Annotated in this window: 13 protein-coding genes; 9 read left to right on the top strand and 4 right to left on the bottom strand. The window is 71.0% G+C overall.

Annotated elements, in window-relative coordinates; genetic code table 11:
* The first annotated feature begins 324 nt into the window (after positions 1–324).
* Positions 325–1,758, top strand: a complete 1,434-nt coding sequence (locus tag MFF30_RS06380; RefSeq protein ID WP_238277940.1) for an FAD-linked oxidase C-terminal domain-containing protein — start codon at positions 325–327, stop codon at positions 1,756–1,758.
* 21 nt (positions 1,759–1,779) lie between these two features.
* Here the strand turns inward: MFF30_RS06380 and MFF30_RS06385 are convergent, their stop codons facing one another.
* A complete protein-coding gene (locus MFF30_RS06385; protein WP_238277943.1) occupies positions 1,780–2,100 on the bottom strand; it encodes a DMT family transporter in 321 nt (106 codons plus the stop codon).
* A gap of 297 nt (positions 2,101–2,397) precedes the next feature.
* Between MFF30_RS06385 and rfbF the strand changes: the two genes are divergently transcribed.
* From rfbF to MFF30_RS06410, 5 genes are read left to right on the top strand one after another with little or no spacing between them, the layout of a single operon-like run.
* Entirely contained in the window at positions 2,398–3,165 is a 768-nt protein-coding gene (rfbF, locus tag MFF30_RS06390; RefSeq protein WP_238277945.1) for a glucose-1-phosphate cytidylyltransferase, read from the top strand.
* Between the two features lie 45 nt (positions 3,166–3,210).
* Positions 3,211–4,317 carry a CDP-glucose 4,6-dehydratase gene (gene rfbG, locus MFF30_RS06395; protein ID WP_238277947.1) on the top strand — a complete coding sequence of 369 codons (1,107 nt, stop codon included), beginning with the start codon at positions 3,211–3,213 and terminating at the stop codon, positions 4,315–4,317.
* A gap of 5 nt (positions 4,318–4,322) precedes the next feature.
* The gene (locus MFF30_RS06400) at positions 4,323–5,555 is read left to right on the top strand and encodes a class I SAM-dependent methyltransferase (RefSeq protein ID WP_238277949.1); all 1,233 of its coding nucleotides are present in this window, start codon (positions 4,323–4,325) and stop codon (positions 5,553–5,555) included.
* Between the two features lie 4 nt (positions 5,556–5,559).
* Positions 5,560–6,090, top strand: a complete 531-nt coding sequence (locus tag MFF30_RS06405; RefSeq protein ID WP_238277951.1) for a dTDP-4-dehydrorhamnose 3,5-epimerase family protein — start codon at positions 5,560–5,562, stop codon at positions 6,088–6,090.
* Positions 6,087–6,992, top strand: a complete 906-nt coding sequence (locus tag MFF30_RS06410; protein ID WP_306424564.1) for an NAD-dependent epimerase/dehydratase family protein — start codon at positions 6,087–6,089, stop codon at positions 6,990–6,992. Before MFF30_RS06405 ends, MFF30_RS06410 begins: the two co-directional genes overlap by 4 nt.
* A gap of 13 nt (positions 6,993–7,005) precedes the next feature.
* Here the strand turns inward: MFF30_RS06410 and MFF30_RS06415 are convergent, their stop codons facing one another.
* Both MFF30_RS06415 and MFF30_RS06420 read right to left on the bottom strand, forming a co-directional pair.
* Positions 7,006–7,374, bottom strand: coding sequence for a response regulator (locus MFF30_RS06415; RefSeq protein ID WP_283205869.1), 369 nt, complete (start codon positions 7,372–7,374; stop codon positions 7,006–7,008).
* Positions 7,375–7,577: 203 nt separating this feature from the next.
* Positions 7,578–8,843: an adenosylmethionine--8-amino-7-oxononanoate transaminase gene (locus tag MFF30_RS06420; RefSeq protein WP_238277953.1), complete on the bottom strand. Its 1,266-nt coding sequence runs from the start codon at positions 8,841–8,843 to the stop codon at positions 7,578–7,580.
* A 237-nt stretch (positions 8,844–9,080) separates the two neighbouring features.
* Between MFF30_RS06420 and MFF30_RS06425 the strand changes: the two genes are divergently transcribed.
* The 3 genes from MFF30_RS06425 to MFF30_RS06435 all read left to right on the top strand — a co-directional run bounded on the left by MFF30_RS06425 (position 9,081) and on the right by MFF30_RS06435 (position 13,612).
* The gene (locus MFF30_RS06425; protein WP_238277955.1) at positions 9,081–11,258 is read left to right on the top strand and encodes a TonB-dependent siderophore receptor; all 2,178 of its coding nucleotides are present in this window, start codon (positions 9,081–9,083) and stop codon (positions 11,256–11,258) included.
* Positions 11,255–12,505, top strand: a complete 1,251-nt coding sequence (locus MFF30_RS06430; protein ID WP_238277957.1) for a PepSY-associated TM helix domain-containing protein — start codon at positions 11,255–11,257, stop codon at positions 12,503–12,505. Before MFF30_RS06425 ends, MFF30_RS06430 begins: the two co-directional genes overlap by 4 nt.
* A 72-nt stretch (positions 12,506–12,577) precedes the next feature.
* On the top strand, positions 12,578–13,612 hold the full coding sequence (locus MFF30_RS06435; RefSeq protein WP_238277958.1) for a bifunctional riboflavin kinase/FAD synthetase: 1,035 nt from the start codon (positions 12,578–12,580) through the stop codon (positions 13,610–13,612).
* 60 nt (positions 13,613–13,672) lie between these two features.
* Here the strand turns inward: MFF30_RS06435 and MFF30_RS06440 are convergent, their stop codons facing one another.
* On the bottom strand, positions 13,673–14,107 hold the full coding sequence (locus MFF30_RS06440) for a YcgN family cysteine cluster protein (protein WP_238278035.1): 435 nt from the start codon (positions 14,105–14,107) through the stop codon (positions 13,673–13,675).
* Positions 14,108–14,462 lie beyond the last annotated feature (355 nt).

Raw genomic sequence — 14,462 nt, forward strand, 5'->3', positions numbered from 1 at the left:
GAGCGCGAGCGCGGCGCCGAGGATTAGGTGACGCATAATTGTTTTCCTCCTTATGAGCGGCCGAAGCCACCTTTGGTTATGGCAGAGCTTACGCTTTTAGAACAGATTGAGACTGGAAACGCCCGAACCCGCGCTCCTGTCCTGCGACGAAACGAAGCTTCACGGCATAGGTTTCGTCCGCCCTCCGGTATCCGGAGCGTCCACGGGATGCGGTCGCCGCCGGTTTGGCCTACACTCGGCGGCAATCGCCCCCTGCGCCGCGCCAAGGTCTAGACCGGCGCGCCTGAGCGCAGGCTGAAGGCGAATCGATTGCGAGGAGCGCCCATGTCGATCGCCTTTCCCGTGCCGGATGCCGGTGTCGTCGCCCGCCGCGATGCGATCATTGCCGGCCTCGCCCCCCTGGTCGCCCCCGAGGCCCTGGTGATCACCGAGGACGAGCGCCGCGCCTTCGAGACGGATGGCCTCACGGCCTACCGCAGGATGCCCTTGGCCGTGGTGCTGCCCTCGACCACGGCGGAGGTCTCGGCCGTGATGGCGTTCTGCCACGCCAACGGCGTGCGGGTGGTGCCGCGCGGCGCCGGCACCTCGCTCGCCGGCGGCGCCATCGCGCAGGAGGACGCGGTGATCCTGGGTGTGGCCAAGATGAACCGCATCCTCGCCGTCGATTACGAGAATCGCACCGCGCGGGTCGAGGCCGGCATCACCAACCTCGCCATCTCGGGCGCGGTGAGCCACGAGGGCTTCTTCTACGCGCCCGATCCGTCGAGCCAGCTCGCTTGCACCATCGCGGGCAATATCGCGATGAATTCCGGCGGCGCGCACTGCCTCAAGTACGGGGTGACCACCAACAACCTGCTCGGCGTCACCCTGGTGATGAACGACGGCACCGTGGTGGAGATCGGCGGCGAGCACCTCGACGCGCCCGGCTACGACCTCCTCGGTCTCGTCTGCGGCTCGGAGGGGCAGCTCGGCATCGTCACCGAGGCCACCGTGCGCATCCTGCGGGCGGCGGAGGGCGCGCGCCCGGCGCTGGTGGGCTTCGGCTCGGTGGAGGATGCGGGCGCCTGCACGGCCGCCATCATCGGCGCCGGCATCATCCCGGTGGCGATCGAATACATGGACCGCGAGGCGATCCTCATCACCGAGGATTTCGCCCAGGCCGGCTACCCGCGCGACGCCGAGGCCATGCTGATCATCGAGGTCGAGGGCTCGGACGCCGAATGCACGGCGATGCTCGCCCGCATCGAGGCCATCGCCAGCGACTTCAACCCGACCAGCATCCGGGTCTCGAAATCGGAAGCCGAGAGCGCCGCGATCTGGAAGGGCCGCAAGTCCGCCTTCGGCGCCACTGGCCGGATCTCGGACTACATCTGCATGGACGGCACCATCCCGACCGGTCAGCTGCCCGGGGTGCTGGAGCGCATCGGCGCGATCTGCGCCGAGAAGGGCCTGCGCGTCGCCAACGTGTTCCATGCCGGCGACGGCAATCTGCACCCGCTGATCCTGTTCGACATCAACAAGCCCGGCGAGATGGAGAAGGCGGAAGCCGCTGGGGACGAGATCCTCAAGCTCTGCGTCGAGGTCGGCGGCTGCCTCACGGGCGAGCACGGCGTCGGCATCGAGAAGCGCGAACTCATGCGCTTCCAATACGCCCAGGCCGATCTCGAGCAGCAGATGCGGGTGAAGAACGTGTTCGACCCCGGCTGGCTGATGAATCCCGCCAAGGTGTTCCCCCTGGAGGGGCGGGTCGGGATCTGATCCGGCCCCGGTCGGGCCCGCTCACTGCGGGCTCGACAGCTTCATCAGGACGAGGCCGGACACGATCAGGGCCGCCGCGGTGAGCCGCATCGCGCTCGCCTGTTCCCCCAGCACCGCGATGCCGACGAGGAAGGCGCCGACGGCGCCGATGCCCGTCCAGATGGTGTAGGCAGTGCCGAGCGGCAGGGTGCGCATGGCGAGCGCCAGCAGCCCGACGCTGCCCACCATCGCCACCGCCATGATCGTGGACGGCCAGGGCCGGGTGAAGCCGTCCGACAGCTTCATCGCGTAGGCCCACACGACTTCGAGCACGCCCGCGGCGACGAGATAGATCCAGGCCATGGCAGCCCTCCTGAAAGGGCCGGGCCGTCCCGGACTTCTGCCCCGCGCGTGCGGGGGGAGGACGTGGCCTCGCGAGCGGGGAGGTAGGTTGCGGGGGCGGGCGGGTCAACCGTTCCGCGCGCCGGGCAGGGCGTGCGCCTGCCTCCAAGAGGCCGACTGCCTGGACGAAGCCGACCCCCTCGATTAAGCCTTGCGACGTGAGCCCGACGCTCGAGGATCCGGTCGATCCTGTCCCGCCCGGACCCGTGACGCGTGTCCCGCCCATCCGCGGGACGAGGCCGAGAACATCAGGACCCCATGAAGGCAGTCATCCTCGCGGGCGGTCTCGGCACGCGCCTCTCGGAGGAGACGGTGACGCGCCCGAAGCCCATGCTGGAGATCGGCGGGCGGCCGATCCTCTGGCACATCATGCAGATCTTCGCCGCCCACGGGGTGCGCGAGTTCGTGATCTGCCTCGGCTACAAGGGCTACGTCATCAAGGAGTTCTTCCTGAACTACCGGCTGCACCTGTCCGACGTGACCGTCGACATCGGGCGCGGCCACGTCGATTTCCACCGCAGCACCGCCGAGGATTGGCGCGTCTCGCTGATCGAGACCGGCGAGACCACGATGACGGGCGGGCGCCTGAAGCGGGTGCGCGAGTACCTCGGCGACGACGATTTCTTCATGACCTACGGCGACGGTGTCGCCGACGTCGACCTCACAGCGCTGGCCGCCTTCCACCGGGCGCACGGCAAGCTCGCGACGCTCACGGCGGTGACGCCGCCGGGCCGCTTCGGGGCGCTGGAACTCGAGGGCGGCACGGTCCGGCGCTTCCGCGAGAAGCCCGCCGGGGACGGGGCGACCATCAACGGCGGGTTCTTCGTGCTCTCGCCGCGGGTGCTCGACCGGATCGCGGGCGACGCCACGGTCTGGGAGGCCGAACCGCTGGAGGGCTTGGCCGCCGACGGGCAGCTCGCGGCCTACATCCATGCGGGCTTCTGGCAGGCCATGGACACGTTGCGCGACAAGAATCACCTCGAAGCCCTGTGGGCGGGGGACGCGCCGCCCTGGAAGTGCTGGTAGTCTGACGCGCCAGCGAAAGATCGTTTCCGGAGATCGTTTCACAGCGTGCAGCCCTCGCCCTTCCCCCTGCCGCGCACGCGCGACCCGAATCCCGATCCCGCCTTCTGGGCCGGGCGGCGCGTGCTCGTCACCGGCCATACCGGCTTCAAGGGCGGCTGGCTCTGCCTGTGGCTCGAGCGCCTGGGCGCGCGGGTGAGCGGGCTGGCGCTGGCCCCCGACACCGCGCCGAGCCTGTTCGCGGTCGCCGGCATCGGGGACGGCATCGACTCGCACCTCGCCGACATCCGCGACGCGGCGGCCGTGCGCGCGTGTCTGACGGCCACGGCGCCCGAGATCGTCATCCACATGGCGGCCCAGGCCCTGGTGCGCGCGTCCTACGGCGATCCGCTGGGGACCTACGCCACCAACGTGATGGGCACCGCCCACGTGCTGGAGGCGGTGCGGGCGACGCCCTCCGTTCGGGCCGTCGTGGTGGTGACGAGCGACAAGGCCTACGCGAACCGCGAATGGCCCTGGGGCTACCGCGAGACCGAAGCGCTCGGCGGCCACGACCCCTACAGCAGCTCCAAGGGCTGTGCCGAACTGGTGGCGGCGGCTTACCGGACCTCGTTCCTCGACCAGCAGGGGTGCCAAGTGGCCACCGCCCGGGCGGGCAACGTCATCGGCGGCGGCGACTGGTCGGAGGACCGGCTCGTGCCCGACATCGTCCGCGCCTTCGCGCGGGGCGAATCGGTGGAGATCCGCGCCCCCCACGCCACCCGGCCCTGGCAGCACGTGCTCGAACCCTTGAGCGGCTACCTCCGCCTCGCCGAATGCCTGTCGGGGGAAGGGGGCGCGCGCTACGCCGAGGCCTGGAACTTCGGCCCGGCCGAGGAGGATTGCCGCCCGGTGGCCCACCTCGTCGACGAACTCGCCCAGGCCTGGGGGGCGGACGCCCTGTGGCACCTCTCGCAGGCGATCCACCCGCACGAGGCGACCTTCCTCAAGGTCGACTCGGCCAAGGCTCGCACCCATCTCGGCTGGGACCGGCGCCTGCGCCTCGACGCGGCCCTGGCCTGGACCGCGGCCTGGCACCGGGCGCAGGCCGGCGGGGCTTGCGCCCGCGACCTGACCCTGGCGCAGATCGGCGCCTACGAGGCCCTCGGAGCGTGACCGGCGTGAGTGCACATCGTCCCTGCCGCGTCTGCGGCGCGCATCTCGGCCGGAGCCTGGTCGATCTCGGGCTGTCGCCGCTCGCCAACGCCTACGTGCCGGCGGATCGCGCCAACCGGGGCGAGACCTTCCACCCGCTCCACGCCTTCGTCTGCGATGCCTGCTTCCTGGTGCAGCTCGAGGCCTTCGAGACGCCCGAGGCGATCTTCTCGGACTATGCCTATTTCTCGGGCTTCTCCGCAGGCTGGCTCGCCCATGCGGAGGCCTATGTCGCGGCCATGCAGGCGCGCTTCGGCCTCGGGCCCGAGAGCAAGGTCGTGGAGGTGGCGAGCAACGACGGCTACCTGCTGCAATACGTCGTGGCGCGGGGCATCCCGGCCCTCGGGGTGGAGCCGGCCGCCAACGTCGCTGTGGCGGCCCGCGCGCGGGGCGTGCCGACCGAGGTCGCGTTCTTCGGGGCCGAGACCGCCAGGCGCCTTCACGCGGCCGGTCACGCCGCCGACCTGATGGCGGCCAACAACGTGCTCGCCCACGTGCCCGACCTGCATGACTTCGTGGCGGGCTTTGCCATCCTCCTGAAGCGCGAGGGTGTCGCGACCTTCGAGTTCCCGCATCTCCTGCGCATGATCGAGCAGCGCCAGTTCGATACGATCTACCACGAGCACTTCTCGTACCTCTCCCTCGGGGTGGTGATCGATGTCCTGCGCCAACACGGCCTGCGGGTGTTCGACGTCGAGGAATGGCCGACCCATGGCGGCTCGCTGCGCGTCTTCGCCTGCCGCGAGGACGCCGGCCACGCCCCGACGGAGGCCCTCGAGCGCGTGGTGTTGACCGAGCGGGCGGCCCGCCTGTTCGAGCCCGCCGGCTATGCGGGCTTCGGACGGGCGGTGGCCGACATCAAGTGCGCGGCGCTGCGCTTCCTCATCGCGGAGCGGGAGGCGGGCCGCACGGTCTGCGCCTACGGGGCGGCCGCCAAGGGCAACACCTTCCTCAACTATTGCGGCATCGGCCCCGAACTGGTTCGGGCGGTGGCGGACCGCTCGCCTCACAAGCAGGGCATGCTGCTCCCCGGCAGCCGCATCCCGGTGGTGGCGCCGGAGGCCCTGCTCGCGCTGCGGCCGGACTGCGTTCTGATCCTGCCCTGGAACCTGCGCGACGAGATCGCGGGCGAGATGGCGGCGATCCGCGCCTGGGGCGGGCGCTTCTTCACGGCGATCCCGCATCTGGCCGAGTTCTGAGCCGATGCGCTTCGAGGCCCTGCCGCTCGCCGGCGCGTACCGCATCATCCCCGAACCCCATGCCGACGCGCGCGGCTTCTTCGCCCGCACCGCCTGCGCCGAGGACTTCGCCGCGCGCGGACTGATCGGCGCCTTCGCCCAGTCCAGCATTTCCTACAACGCCCGGCGCGGCACCGTGCGGGGCCTGCATTTCGCGGCCGAGCCTCATGCGGAGACCAAGCTCGTGCGCTGCACGGCCGGCGCGATCCACGACGTCATCGTCGACCTGCGGCCGGATTCCGCCACCTATCTCCAGGCCTACGGGACCGAACTCGACGCCGTGAACCGCCACGCCCTCTACATCCCGGCCGGCTTCGGCCACGGCTTCCAGGCCCTCAGCGACGGCGCGGAAGTGCTCTACATGATCGACCGCCCCTACGTGGCCGGCAGCGCTCGGGGCCTGCGCTGGAACGACCCGAGCCTCGCCGTCGTCTGGCCGGAGCCCGTCACGGTGATCGCCGAGCGCGACCTCGCCTATCCCGACTGGGTGCGGTGAGCGGCCGCGTCCTCGTCACGGGTGCGGCCGGCTTCGTCGGCCGCCACGCCGTGCCGGCCCTGCGGGCACGCGGCTTCGAGGTCCACGGCGTCGGGCGCAGCGCGTCTCCCGGGGCGGACTGGCACGCGGCCGACCTGCTGGTGCCCGATGAGCGGCGCGCGCTGATCGCGAAAATCCGGCCGAGCCATCTCCTCCACCTCGCTTGGGACGCGGAGCCGGGCCGCTACTGGACCTCGGCGCGCAACCTCGACTGGGTCGCGGCCAGCCTCGACCTCGCCCAGGCCTTCGCGGCGGCGGGCGGGCGGCGCTTCGTCGGCGCCGGCACCTGTGCCGAGTACGAATGGGGCGCGGCCCGCTTCGACGAGGCGACGACGCCCTGCCGGCCCGCCACGCTCTACGGCGCTGCCAAGGACGGGACCCGGCGCATCCTAGAGGCCTACGCCGCCACGAACGGACTTGGGCTCGCCTGGGGTCGCCTGTTCTACCTCTACGGACCCGGCGAGCGGCCCGGGCGCCTCGTCCCGGATGCGATCCGGGCCCTGTCGACCCGCACGCCGTTCCCGACGACGGCAGGGCACCAGCGCCGCGACTTCCTGCACGTCGCCGATGCCGCCGAGGCTCTGGCCGCCCTTGTCGCGAGCGACGTGACCGGCCCCGTGAATATCGGCTCGGGCGAGGCGATCCCGGTGCGCGAACTTCTCGACGCGCTCGCCGTCCGGATCGGGGGCGCCGAGCACCTGGATTTCGGAGCCCGGCCCCTGAATCCGGCGGAGCCGGCCGTCATCGAGGCCGGGACACACATCCTCACCGGTGTGGTCGGATTCCGGCCGCGCTACGATCTGGTACGCGGCCTCGACGATACGGTCGCGTGGTGGCGTGCCCAGGGGAGCGCGCCGGACTGAGGACGTCAGGTCTTCAGCAGGGCAGCAGGCCCTTCAGCTGCGAAAGGATGTCTTCGCCGGTGCAGGGCCGCGCGATGAACCGGGCGCCCGCCGGCATGCGCTCGGGATCCGGAGCGGCGCGGCCCGAGACGATGACGATGGGCAGTTTGGGCCGGGCTTCCGAGACCGCCGTGGCGAGTTCGAAGCCGTTGGTCTTGCCGGACAATTCGACGTCGGTGATGAGCCCACAGATGTCGGGGCGGGCCTGGATGATGCCCAGCGCACGCTCGGCGGAGGCGCATTGCACAGTCTCGTAGCCGCCATTCTCGAGGACGTCGCCGAGATCCATGATCGTCAGGGCCTCGTCCTCGACCAGGAGGATCACCGGCCGATCGTCGTTCACGTTCGTCGCCTCATCCACCACGATGCACCCTCCAACCTGTTTGCCGGCAGGCACAGCCCCGGAAGACCTGACCGACGCGTCCGGAGCGCTTGGCTCGCGTGACGCGGTCGCGGGCGCAAGGCTGGTGCCACGTACCCCAACGAGCGAAGGGAGCGCAGGTTGCAAGGCGTGCCGCCCGCCTGCGCAGGTCTCCGGGCACCCTCTCAGGGGGCGGTCTCGGCCACCACGGCGCGCATTGCCTCGAGGAGGTGCGCGAGGTCGTCCGCCCCGATGGTGAGGGCCGGCGTCAGGTAGACGATGTCGCCGAAGGGCCGCACCCAGGTGCCCCGCGCGAGGAAGCGGCGCTTCAGGTCGGCAAGGTCGGGCGGCGCACGGAACTGCACGGCGCCGATCGCCCCCAGGACCCGGATGTCGGCCACCTGCGGCAGGTCCCGCAGGGGTTCGAGGCCGTCGGCGAGGGCCGCCGCGATGGTGGCGGCCTGGCGGAGACGCGGCTCTCCCTCGAACAGGTCGAGGCTGGCATTGGCCGCCGCGCAGGCGAGCGGGTTCGCCATGAAGGTCGGCCCGTGCATGAGGGCGGCGGCGGGATCGTCGGACAGGAAGCACTCGAAGACGGCCCCCGTGGCGACGGTGGCGGCCAGCGCCATCGTCCCCCCGGTGAGCGCCTTCGACAGGCACAGGATGTCCGGCACGATGCCGGCCTGCTCGCAGGCGAACAGGGTGCCGGTGCGCCCGAACCCCGTGAAGATCTCGTCTGCGATGAGGGGCAGCCCGTGGCGCTCGGCCAGCCGCGCCACTGTCGCCAGCACCTCGGGCGGGTGCATCCGCATGCCGCCGGCCCCCTGGACCAGGGGCTCCACGATCACCGCCGCCAGGGTCGCGCGCTCGGCCGCCAGGGTTGCGTCGAGGGCGGCGACCTGCGCCGCCGTCCGGGGCAGATCGCAAAACACCTGGGCCGGCAGGTAGGCGCCGAAGCGCCGGTGCATGCCCTCGTCGGGGTCGCAGACCGACATCGCCCCCAGGGTGTCGCCGTGATAGCCCTCGCGGAACGACAGGATGCGGGTGCGGCCGGAAACGCCCCGGTTGATCCACATCTGCACCGCCATCTTCAGGGCGACCTCGACGGCGACCGAGCCGGAATCCGTGAAGAAGACGTGGTCGAGATCGCCGGGCAGCAGGGCCGCCAGACGCGCGGCCAGGCGCTCCGCCGGGGCGTGGGTGAGCCCGCCGAACATCACGTGCGGCATCGCCTCCAGCTGCGCGGCCACGGCGGCGCGGATGTGGGGATGGTTGTAGCCGTGGGCCGCCGTCCACCACGAGGCGATGCCGTCGATCAGTTCGCGCCCGTCGGCGAGCACGATGCGCGATCCATGGGTGCGCACGGCCTCCAGGGGCGGGGCCGCCGACTTCATCTGCGTGTAGGGCCGCCAGAGGTGGTGTTTCTGGGAGCGGTCGTTGGGGCTGGTCATGGCCGGGCAGGGATGTGAGCGCGACGCCGCCGGGTCAAGGCCGCGCCGCGCGCGGCAGATCGGCGGGTTCGCCGGTGCCGAACATCCCGTCGGCGGCCTGTATTTTAGAATACGTCAAGACTGGCGTCCTTTGCTATGCCGTTGCTTTGATTGGAGCGCTTCTAATCTTTGCATCGCAGGTTGTGAATCTGGGTGCGGCGCACTAAGGCGAAGCTTCCGTTCCCCCCGAGACCCGACATGTCGTGCGCCGCCCCAACACCCCGCCATCCATTCCGGCGCCGCCGGCTGGCCGGGGGCGCGCTCTGGCTTCTCTCCGCCGGCGCGGCCTCGGCGCAGGACGCGCCCTCCGCCGTCACCCTTGAGGAGCTCAGCGTCGCGGGCCTCGGCAACGGGCTCGCCACCATCGGCTACCAGCCCCGGCGCTCAACCTTCGGGGCGGGTGCCGACACCGCGATCCTCGACACGCCGGCCAACATCGCCGTGGTGCCGGCCCAGGTGCTGCGCGATCAGCGGGTGATCTCGCTGGACGAGGCCCTGCGCAACGTCAGCGGCATCGCCCAGACCAACAGCGTCGGCGGCACGCAGGAGGCGGTGGTGCGCCGTGGCTTCGGCACGTTTCGCGACGACTCGATCCTGCGGGACGGGCGCCGCACCGTGCTGCAGCAGAACTTCAGCTACGCCATCGAGCGCGTCGAGGTGCTGAAAGGTCCGGCCTCGCTCCTCTACGGCATCACCGACCCGGGCGGGCTGATCAACCTCGTCTCGAAGCGGCCCGAATTCACGCCCCACGGCTCGCTCAACCTGACGAGCACGAGCTTCGGCGGCGGCCTCGTGCAGGGCGACCTCACCGGCCCCGTGGAGGGCACCAACCTCGCCTACCGGATGGTGGCGGACATCCAAAGCTACGATTACTGGCGCAACTTCGGCCATCTCAGCCGGCAGGTCGTGGCGCCCTCGCTCACCTGGAAGGGCGACGACACCACCGTGACGGTGGGCTACGAGTTCAGTCATTACCGCGTGCCCTACGATCGCGGCACGATCTTCGATCCGCGCACCGGGCGCCCCTTGCGGGTGCCGCGCGATCGCCGCTTCGACGAGCGCTCGAGCCAGCACGAGGCCACGAGCCATCTCGCCAGCCTCGACGTCGACCACCGCTTCGACGACGACTGGAAGCTGCATTTCGGCTACACCTACTCCCATCTCGGCTACGACGAGGACCAGATCCGGCCGGTCAGCTACAACGCGGTCACCGGCCTTCTCACCCGCCGGGCCGACGGCACCCGAAACGCCGACTTCAACGCCCACGTCGCCCGCCTCGACCTGACAGGCCGGTTCGATACCTTCGGCCTGCGCCACGACCTCCTGGCCGGCGTGACCTACGAAAACATCGATTACGGCCGGCCCGACATCATCCGGGGTCCGAACCGGGCGGGCTTCAACCCGTTCCGGCCGGTCTACGGCACCCTCGCCACGGTGCCGGTGATCTCAGCCCCCGACAGCAACCTGCGCGAGCGGCTCTCGAACACCAGCCTCTACCTGCAGGACTCGCTGCACCTCAGCGACCAGTGGATCCTGGTGGCCGGGCTCAGCACCCAGATCTTCGACCAGTTCGGCGCCAAGGGGACGCCGGCGGTGGCCTATACCGACATCGACGGAGTGCGGGTCCTGCCGCGCGTCGGCCTGGTCTACAAGCTAGCCCCCAACCTGTCGCTCTACGGCAGCTATTCGCAGTCCTTCAAACCCAACACCTCGCTGGCCAACATCGTGGGTGCCCTGCCGCCGGAGGAGGGCGAGGCCTTCGAGGTCGGCGTGAAGGCGGACGTCGCCGCCGGGCTCACCGTGACGGGCGCGATGTTCGACATCGAGAAGGCGAACGTGCTGGTGACGCAGGTCGTCAACGGCCTCACCGTGGCGAGCACCGCCGGCAAGGTGCGCTCGCGCGGGTTCGAGATCGACGTGGCCGGGCAGATCCTTCCCGATTGGGCGGTGATCGCGAGCTACGGCTTCACACAAGCCCAGGTCACCGACGATCCGGCGCTGGCGGGCAAACAACTCCTGAACACCCCGCGCGTCACCGCCTCGGCCTTCCTCACGCACCAGTTCGGCGCGATCGCGGAGGCGGCGGAGTTCGGCTCGACGCGGCTCGGTGCGGGCTTCCTTGAGGCGGGCTTCGGCGCACGCTACGTCGGCGCCCGGCCCGGGGACGCCACCAACAGCTTCAAGCTGCCCGAATACGTCGTGTGCGACGCGTTCCTGGCCTACAACACTCAGGTGAACGGCTTGGCCACCACGCTCCAGCTCAACCTCAAGAATCTGTTCGACCGCACCTACTATCCCTCCTCGGGGGGCAGCAACCTGCTGGTGGCGGTCGGCGAGCCCTTCCAGGCCCTCGTGACCGCGCGGGTGGCGTGGTGAGGTACCTGCGCGCGGTCCTGTTCCAGCTGCACTGGCTGCTCGGGCTCGGCGCCGGGCTGGTCCTGGCCGTGGCGGGCGTCACGGGCGCTCTCCTGAGCTACGAGGATGCGATCGGCGAGGCCTTCGACGCCGACCTGATCCGGGTCGCGTCCCATTCGGAAGACCGGCTCGCGCCGGATGCGCTGCTGGCCCGCTTCCTGGCCCAGCGGCCCGACACCGTAGCGAGCCTCACCATCGCCGCCGAGCCCGGGACCGCCGCGATGGTGCGCCTCGGCCGCGATTCCGCCACCGGCCAACGCCCGCCCTCGCTCTACCTCGACCCCCATGACGGCACCGTGCGAGGCGCGGCACGGACGGAAGAGGTCTTCGCCACGATCCGGCGCCTGCACCGCTGGCTGCTCCTGCCCGGTGACGGCAAGGGCTGGGGTCGCACCCTCACCGGCGCGAGCCTCGTCGCGCTCCTCGTGCTTCTCTGCACGGGGCTCTATCTGCGCTGGCCGAAGGTGATGTCCCTGCGCATCTGGCTGAAACCCCATCTGCGCCAATGGGGCCGGCCGACCTACTGGTCGCTGCATTCCGTGGCCGGCACCTGGGTCCTGCCCGTCTATATCGTCATCGCGCTGAGCGGCCTGTGGTGGTCCTACGACGGATATCGCGAGGCGGTCACCGCTTTCCTCACGGGCGGCGAGACCATCACCCGGATGGCGGATGGCAAGCCGCCGGCAGGGCAAGAAATCAAGCCGCCGGCACGGAAGGCGATGCCGGAGGCGGATCGCGGGACCAGGCCGGCCGGCCGCAAGGAAGAGGGGCTGGGCAGCTCCGGCGCACCGTCCCTCGACACGGCCTGGGCGGCCTTCCGGGCGGCGGATGCCGGCCGGTTCACCCGCGCGACCTTGCTGCTGCCGGCGGGTTTCGGCGGGCCGGTGCGCATCCGCTCCGAGAACCGGAACGGCTGGCGCGACGACACCCGGATCGAGGCCGCCACCGGGCGCATCCTCGTGCGTGAGGTCGGCGGGGAGCGGCCGCTCGGCGTGCGCATCGCCGGCAATATGCTCGACGTGCACAGCGGCCGCATCTTCGGCGTGCTGGGGCCGCCGATCTTCCTCGTGGCCGCACTCCTCATGCCGCTCTTCCTGATCACCGGGCTGCTGCTCTATATCGGGCGCCGCGCGGCCAAGGCCCGGCGGCGGGCGGACTCCATCATGCCGGCCGGGCCCGCGACCCCCGCGCTCGGCCGGCGCGCTTGACCCTCCGGACGGTTTTCGACAGGTTCCGCCGCCACAGTTTTCGACCCCGACCGCTGCAACTCCCGAGATCCGATGCCGTCAGGCGACGAACCCGCCGTCCCGCCCGCCGCATCCATGCCGGGCCCGAGTCTTCCCGCGCGCGCCCAAGGCTTCACGATCTGCCGCGCGGACGAACCGGTCCCGCCGGCCATCGCCGGGGCCATCGCGGCGATCGGGAATTTCGACGGGGTGCATCTCGGCCATCGCGCCCTGATCGCCGCCGTGCGCGAGACCGCGCGGGCGGCCGGCCGCCCGGCGGTGGTCCTCACCTTCGAGCCACATCCGCGCGCCTACTTTGCGCCGCATCTTCCCATGTTCCGCCTCACCGACGCGGACGCCAAGGAGATCGTGTTCGCCCATCTTGGCCTCGACGGGCTGATCGTGCGCCGCTTCGACGCCACCCTGGCGGGGACGGGCGCGCGCGACTTCGTCGAGGGGTTGCTGGTGCGGGACCTCGGCGTGGCCGGCGTCGTCATCGGCCACGACTTCCACTTCGGGCGGGGTCGTGAGGGCACGCCCGCCCTGCTCGCCGAGCTTTGCGCGGAAGCCGGCTTGAGCTGCCGCATCATTCCCCCCGTCGCCCTGAACGAGGGCGCCGCGCCGGTCTCGTCGAGCGCGATCCGGGCGGCCTTGGCCGAGGGCGCGGTGGCGCGGGCCAACGCGCTCCTGGGCTATCGCTGGTTCGTCTCCGGCGCGGTGCGACACGGCGACAAGCGCGGGCGCACCCTCGGTTATCCCACTGCCAACATGGCGCTTTCCGATTGCGGGCTCGCGCACGGCATCTACGCGGTGCGGGTGCGCCTGCCCGATGGCGCCGTGAAGGACGGGGTGGCGAGCTACGGCCGGCGCCCGACCTTCGACGACGGCGCGCCCCTTCTCGAAGTCAACCTGTTCGATTTCGCCGGCGACCTCTACGGCCAGGAGATCGCGGTGGAGTTCCTGGACTTCATCCGGGGCGAGGAGCGCTTCGACGGGGCCGAGGCCCTGATCGCCCGCATGCACCTCGACGCGGCCGAGGCCCGCCGGATCATCGCCGGGGATCCGGTGCCCTCGATGTTCGCAGCCTGATAGGACCGCGATGAGCGTGACCGATGGGTCGGGCTCACCGAGACCTGGTGTGAGGCGCGCCTACTCCGCGTCGTCCTCGGTCTCCGGCGTGCGGTTGGGCCAGGTCACGATCCGGTCGAGGAGTTCGTCGGCCGTGAACTCCTCCTCGTTGCCCGAAACCCGTCCGCGCACGGAGATGCCGGCCTCGTGCACGCTGGCGGCGCGGCCCGAGACGAGGGGGTGCCAGTCGTAGAGGTCCCGGCCCTCGCGGACCAGGCGGTAGGCGCAGGTCGGCGGCAGCCACGGAATCGTGCGCACGGCTTCCGGCGTCAGGCGCACGCAGTCGGGCACCCGCTTCTGGCGCCGGGGATAGTCGCGGCAGCGGCAGCCATGCCCGTCGAGCAGGGTGCAGCCCACGTCCGTGTGGTAGACCTCCGCTGTGTCCTCGTCCTCGAGCTTGAGGAGGCAGCAGCGGCCGCATCCGTCGCACAGGCTCTCCCACTCGGCCGGCGACATCGCCTCGAGGTCCTTGGTGCGCCAGAACGGCTCGATGGCCGGGGGGGCGGTGGGGGTGGTTTCGGAGAAGGCCCGCGGCGTCGGGGAACGCGCGGCCGAGCGGTCCCGCATGGGGAACACCTTGGGCTGGAGGCGGCAAAGAAATCCGGGTGGTCCGCCCCTGTGCCGCAACGCGAGGGGCGGGGCAAGCGTTGCGGGCTTCGGGGTGCGTGAAAAGTCAAGGCGATCGCGCCACCCGCCCGCCCCAATCCGGCGTCAAGGTTAACGACAGGTTATGGCCTGCGACGGCAGGCCACTTGGCCTACGACGGGCTTTCCCCGCAACGAAACCTCGCGGCGCGGCGCGGGGCTTGTTA

This window comes from Methylobacterium goesingense (assembly GCF_022179225.1).
Taxonomy (GTDB): domain Bacteria; phylum Pseudomonadota; class Alphaproteobacteria; order Rhizobiales; family Beijerinckiaceae; genus Methylobacterium; species Methylobacterium goesingense.

Bases quoted from the DNA above. Each gene is read 5' to 3' on its own strand.
- rfbF (WP_238277945.1), top strand. From the start codon at position 2,398: ATGAAGGCAGTCATCCTCGCGGGCGGTCTCGGCACGCGCCTCTCGGAG.
- MFF30_RS06385 (WP_238277943.1), bottom strand. From the start codon at position 2,100: ATGGCCTGGATCTATCTCGTCGCCGCGGGCGTGCTCGAAGTCGTGTGG.
- MFF30_RS06425 (WP_238277955.1), top strand. From the start codon at position 9,081: ATGTCGTGCGCCGCCCCAACACCCCGCCATCCATTCCGGCGCCGCCGG.
- MFF30_RS06380 (WP_238277940.1), top strand. From the start codon at position 325: ATGTCGATCGCCTTTCCCGTGCCGGATGCCGGTGTCGTCGCCCGCCGC.
- MFF30_RS06440 (WP_238278035.1), bottom strand. From the start codon at position 14,107: ATGTCGCCGGCCGAGTGGGAGAGCCTGTGCGACGGATGCGGCCGCTGC.
- MFF30_RS06420 (WP_238277953.1), bottom strand. From the start codon at position 8,843: ATGACCAGCCCCAACGACCGCTCCCAGAAACACCACCTCTGGCGGCCC.
- MFF30_RS06435 (WP_238277958.1), top strand. From the start codon at position 12,578: ATGCCGTCAGGCGACGAACCCGCCGTCCCGCCCGCCGCATCCATGCCG.
- MFF30_RS06405 (WP_238277951.1), top strand. From the start codon at position 5,560: ATGCGCTTCGAGGCCCTGCCGCTCGCCGGCGCGTACCGCATCATCCCC.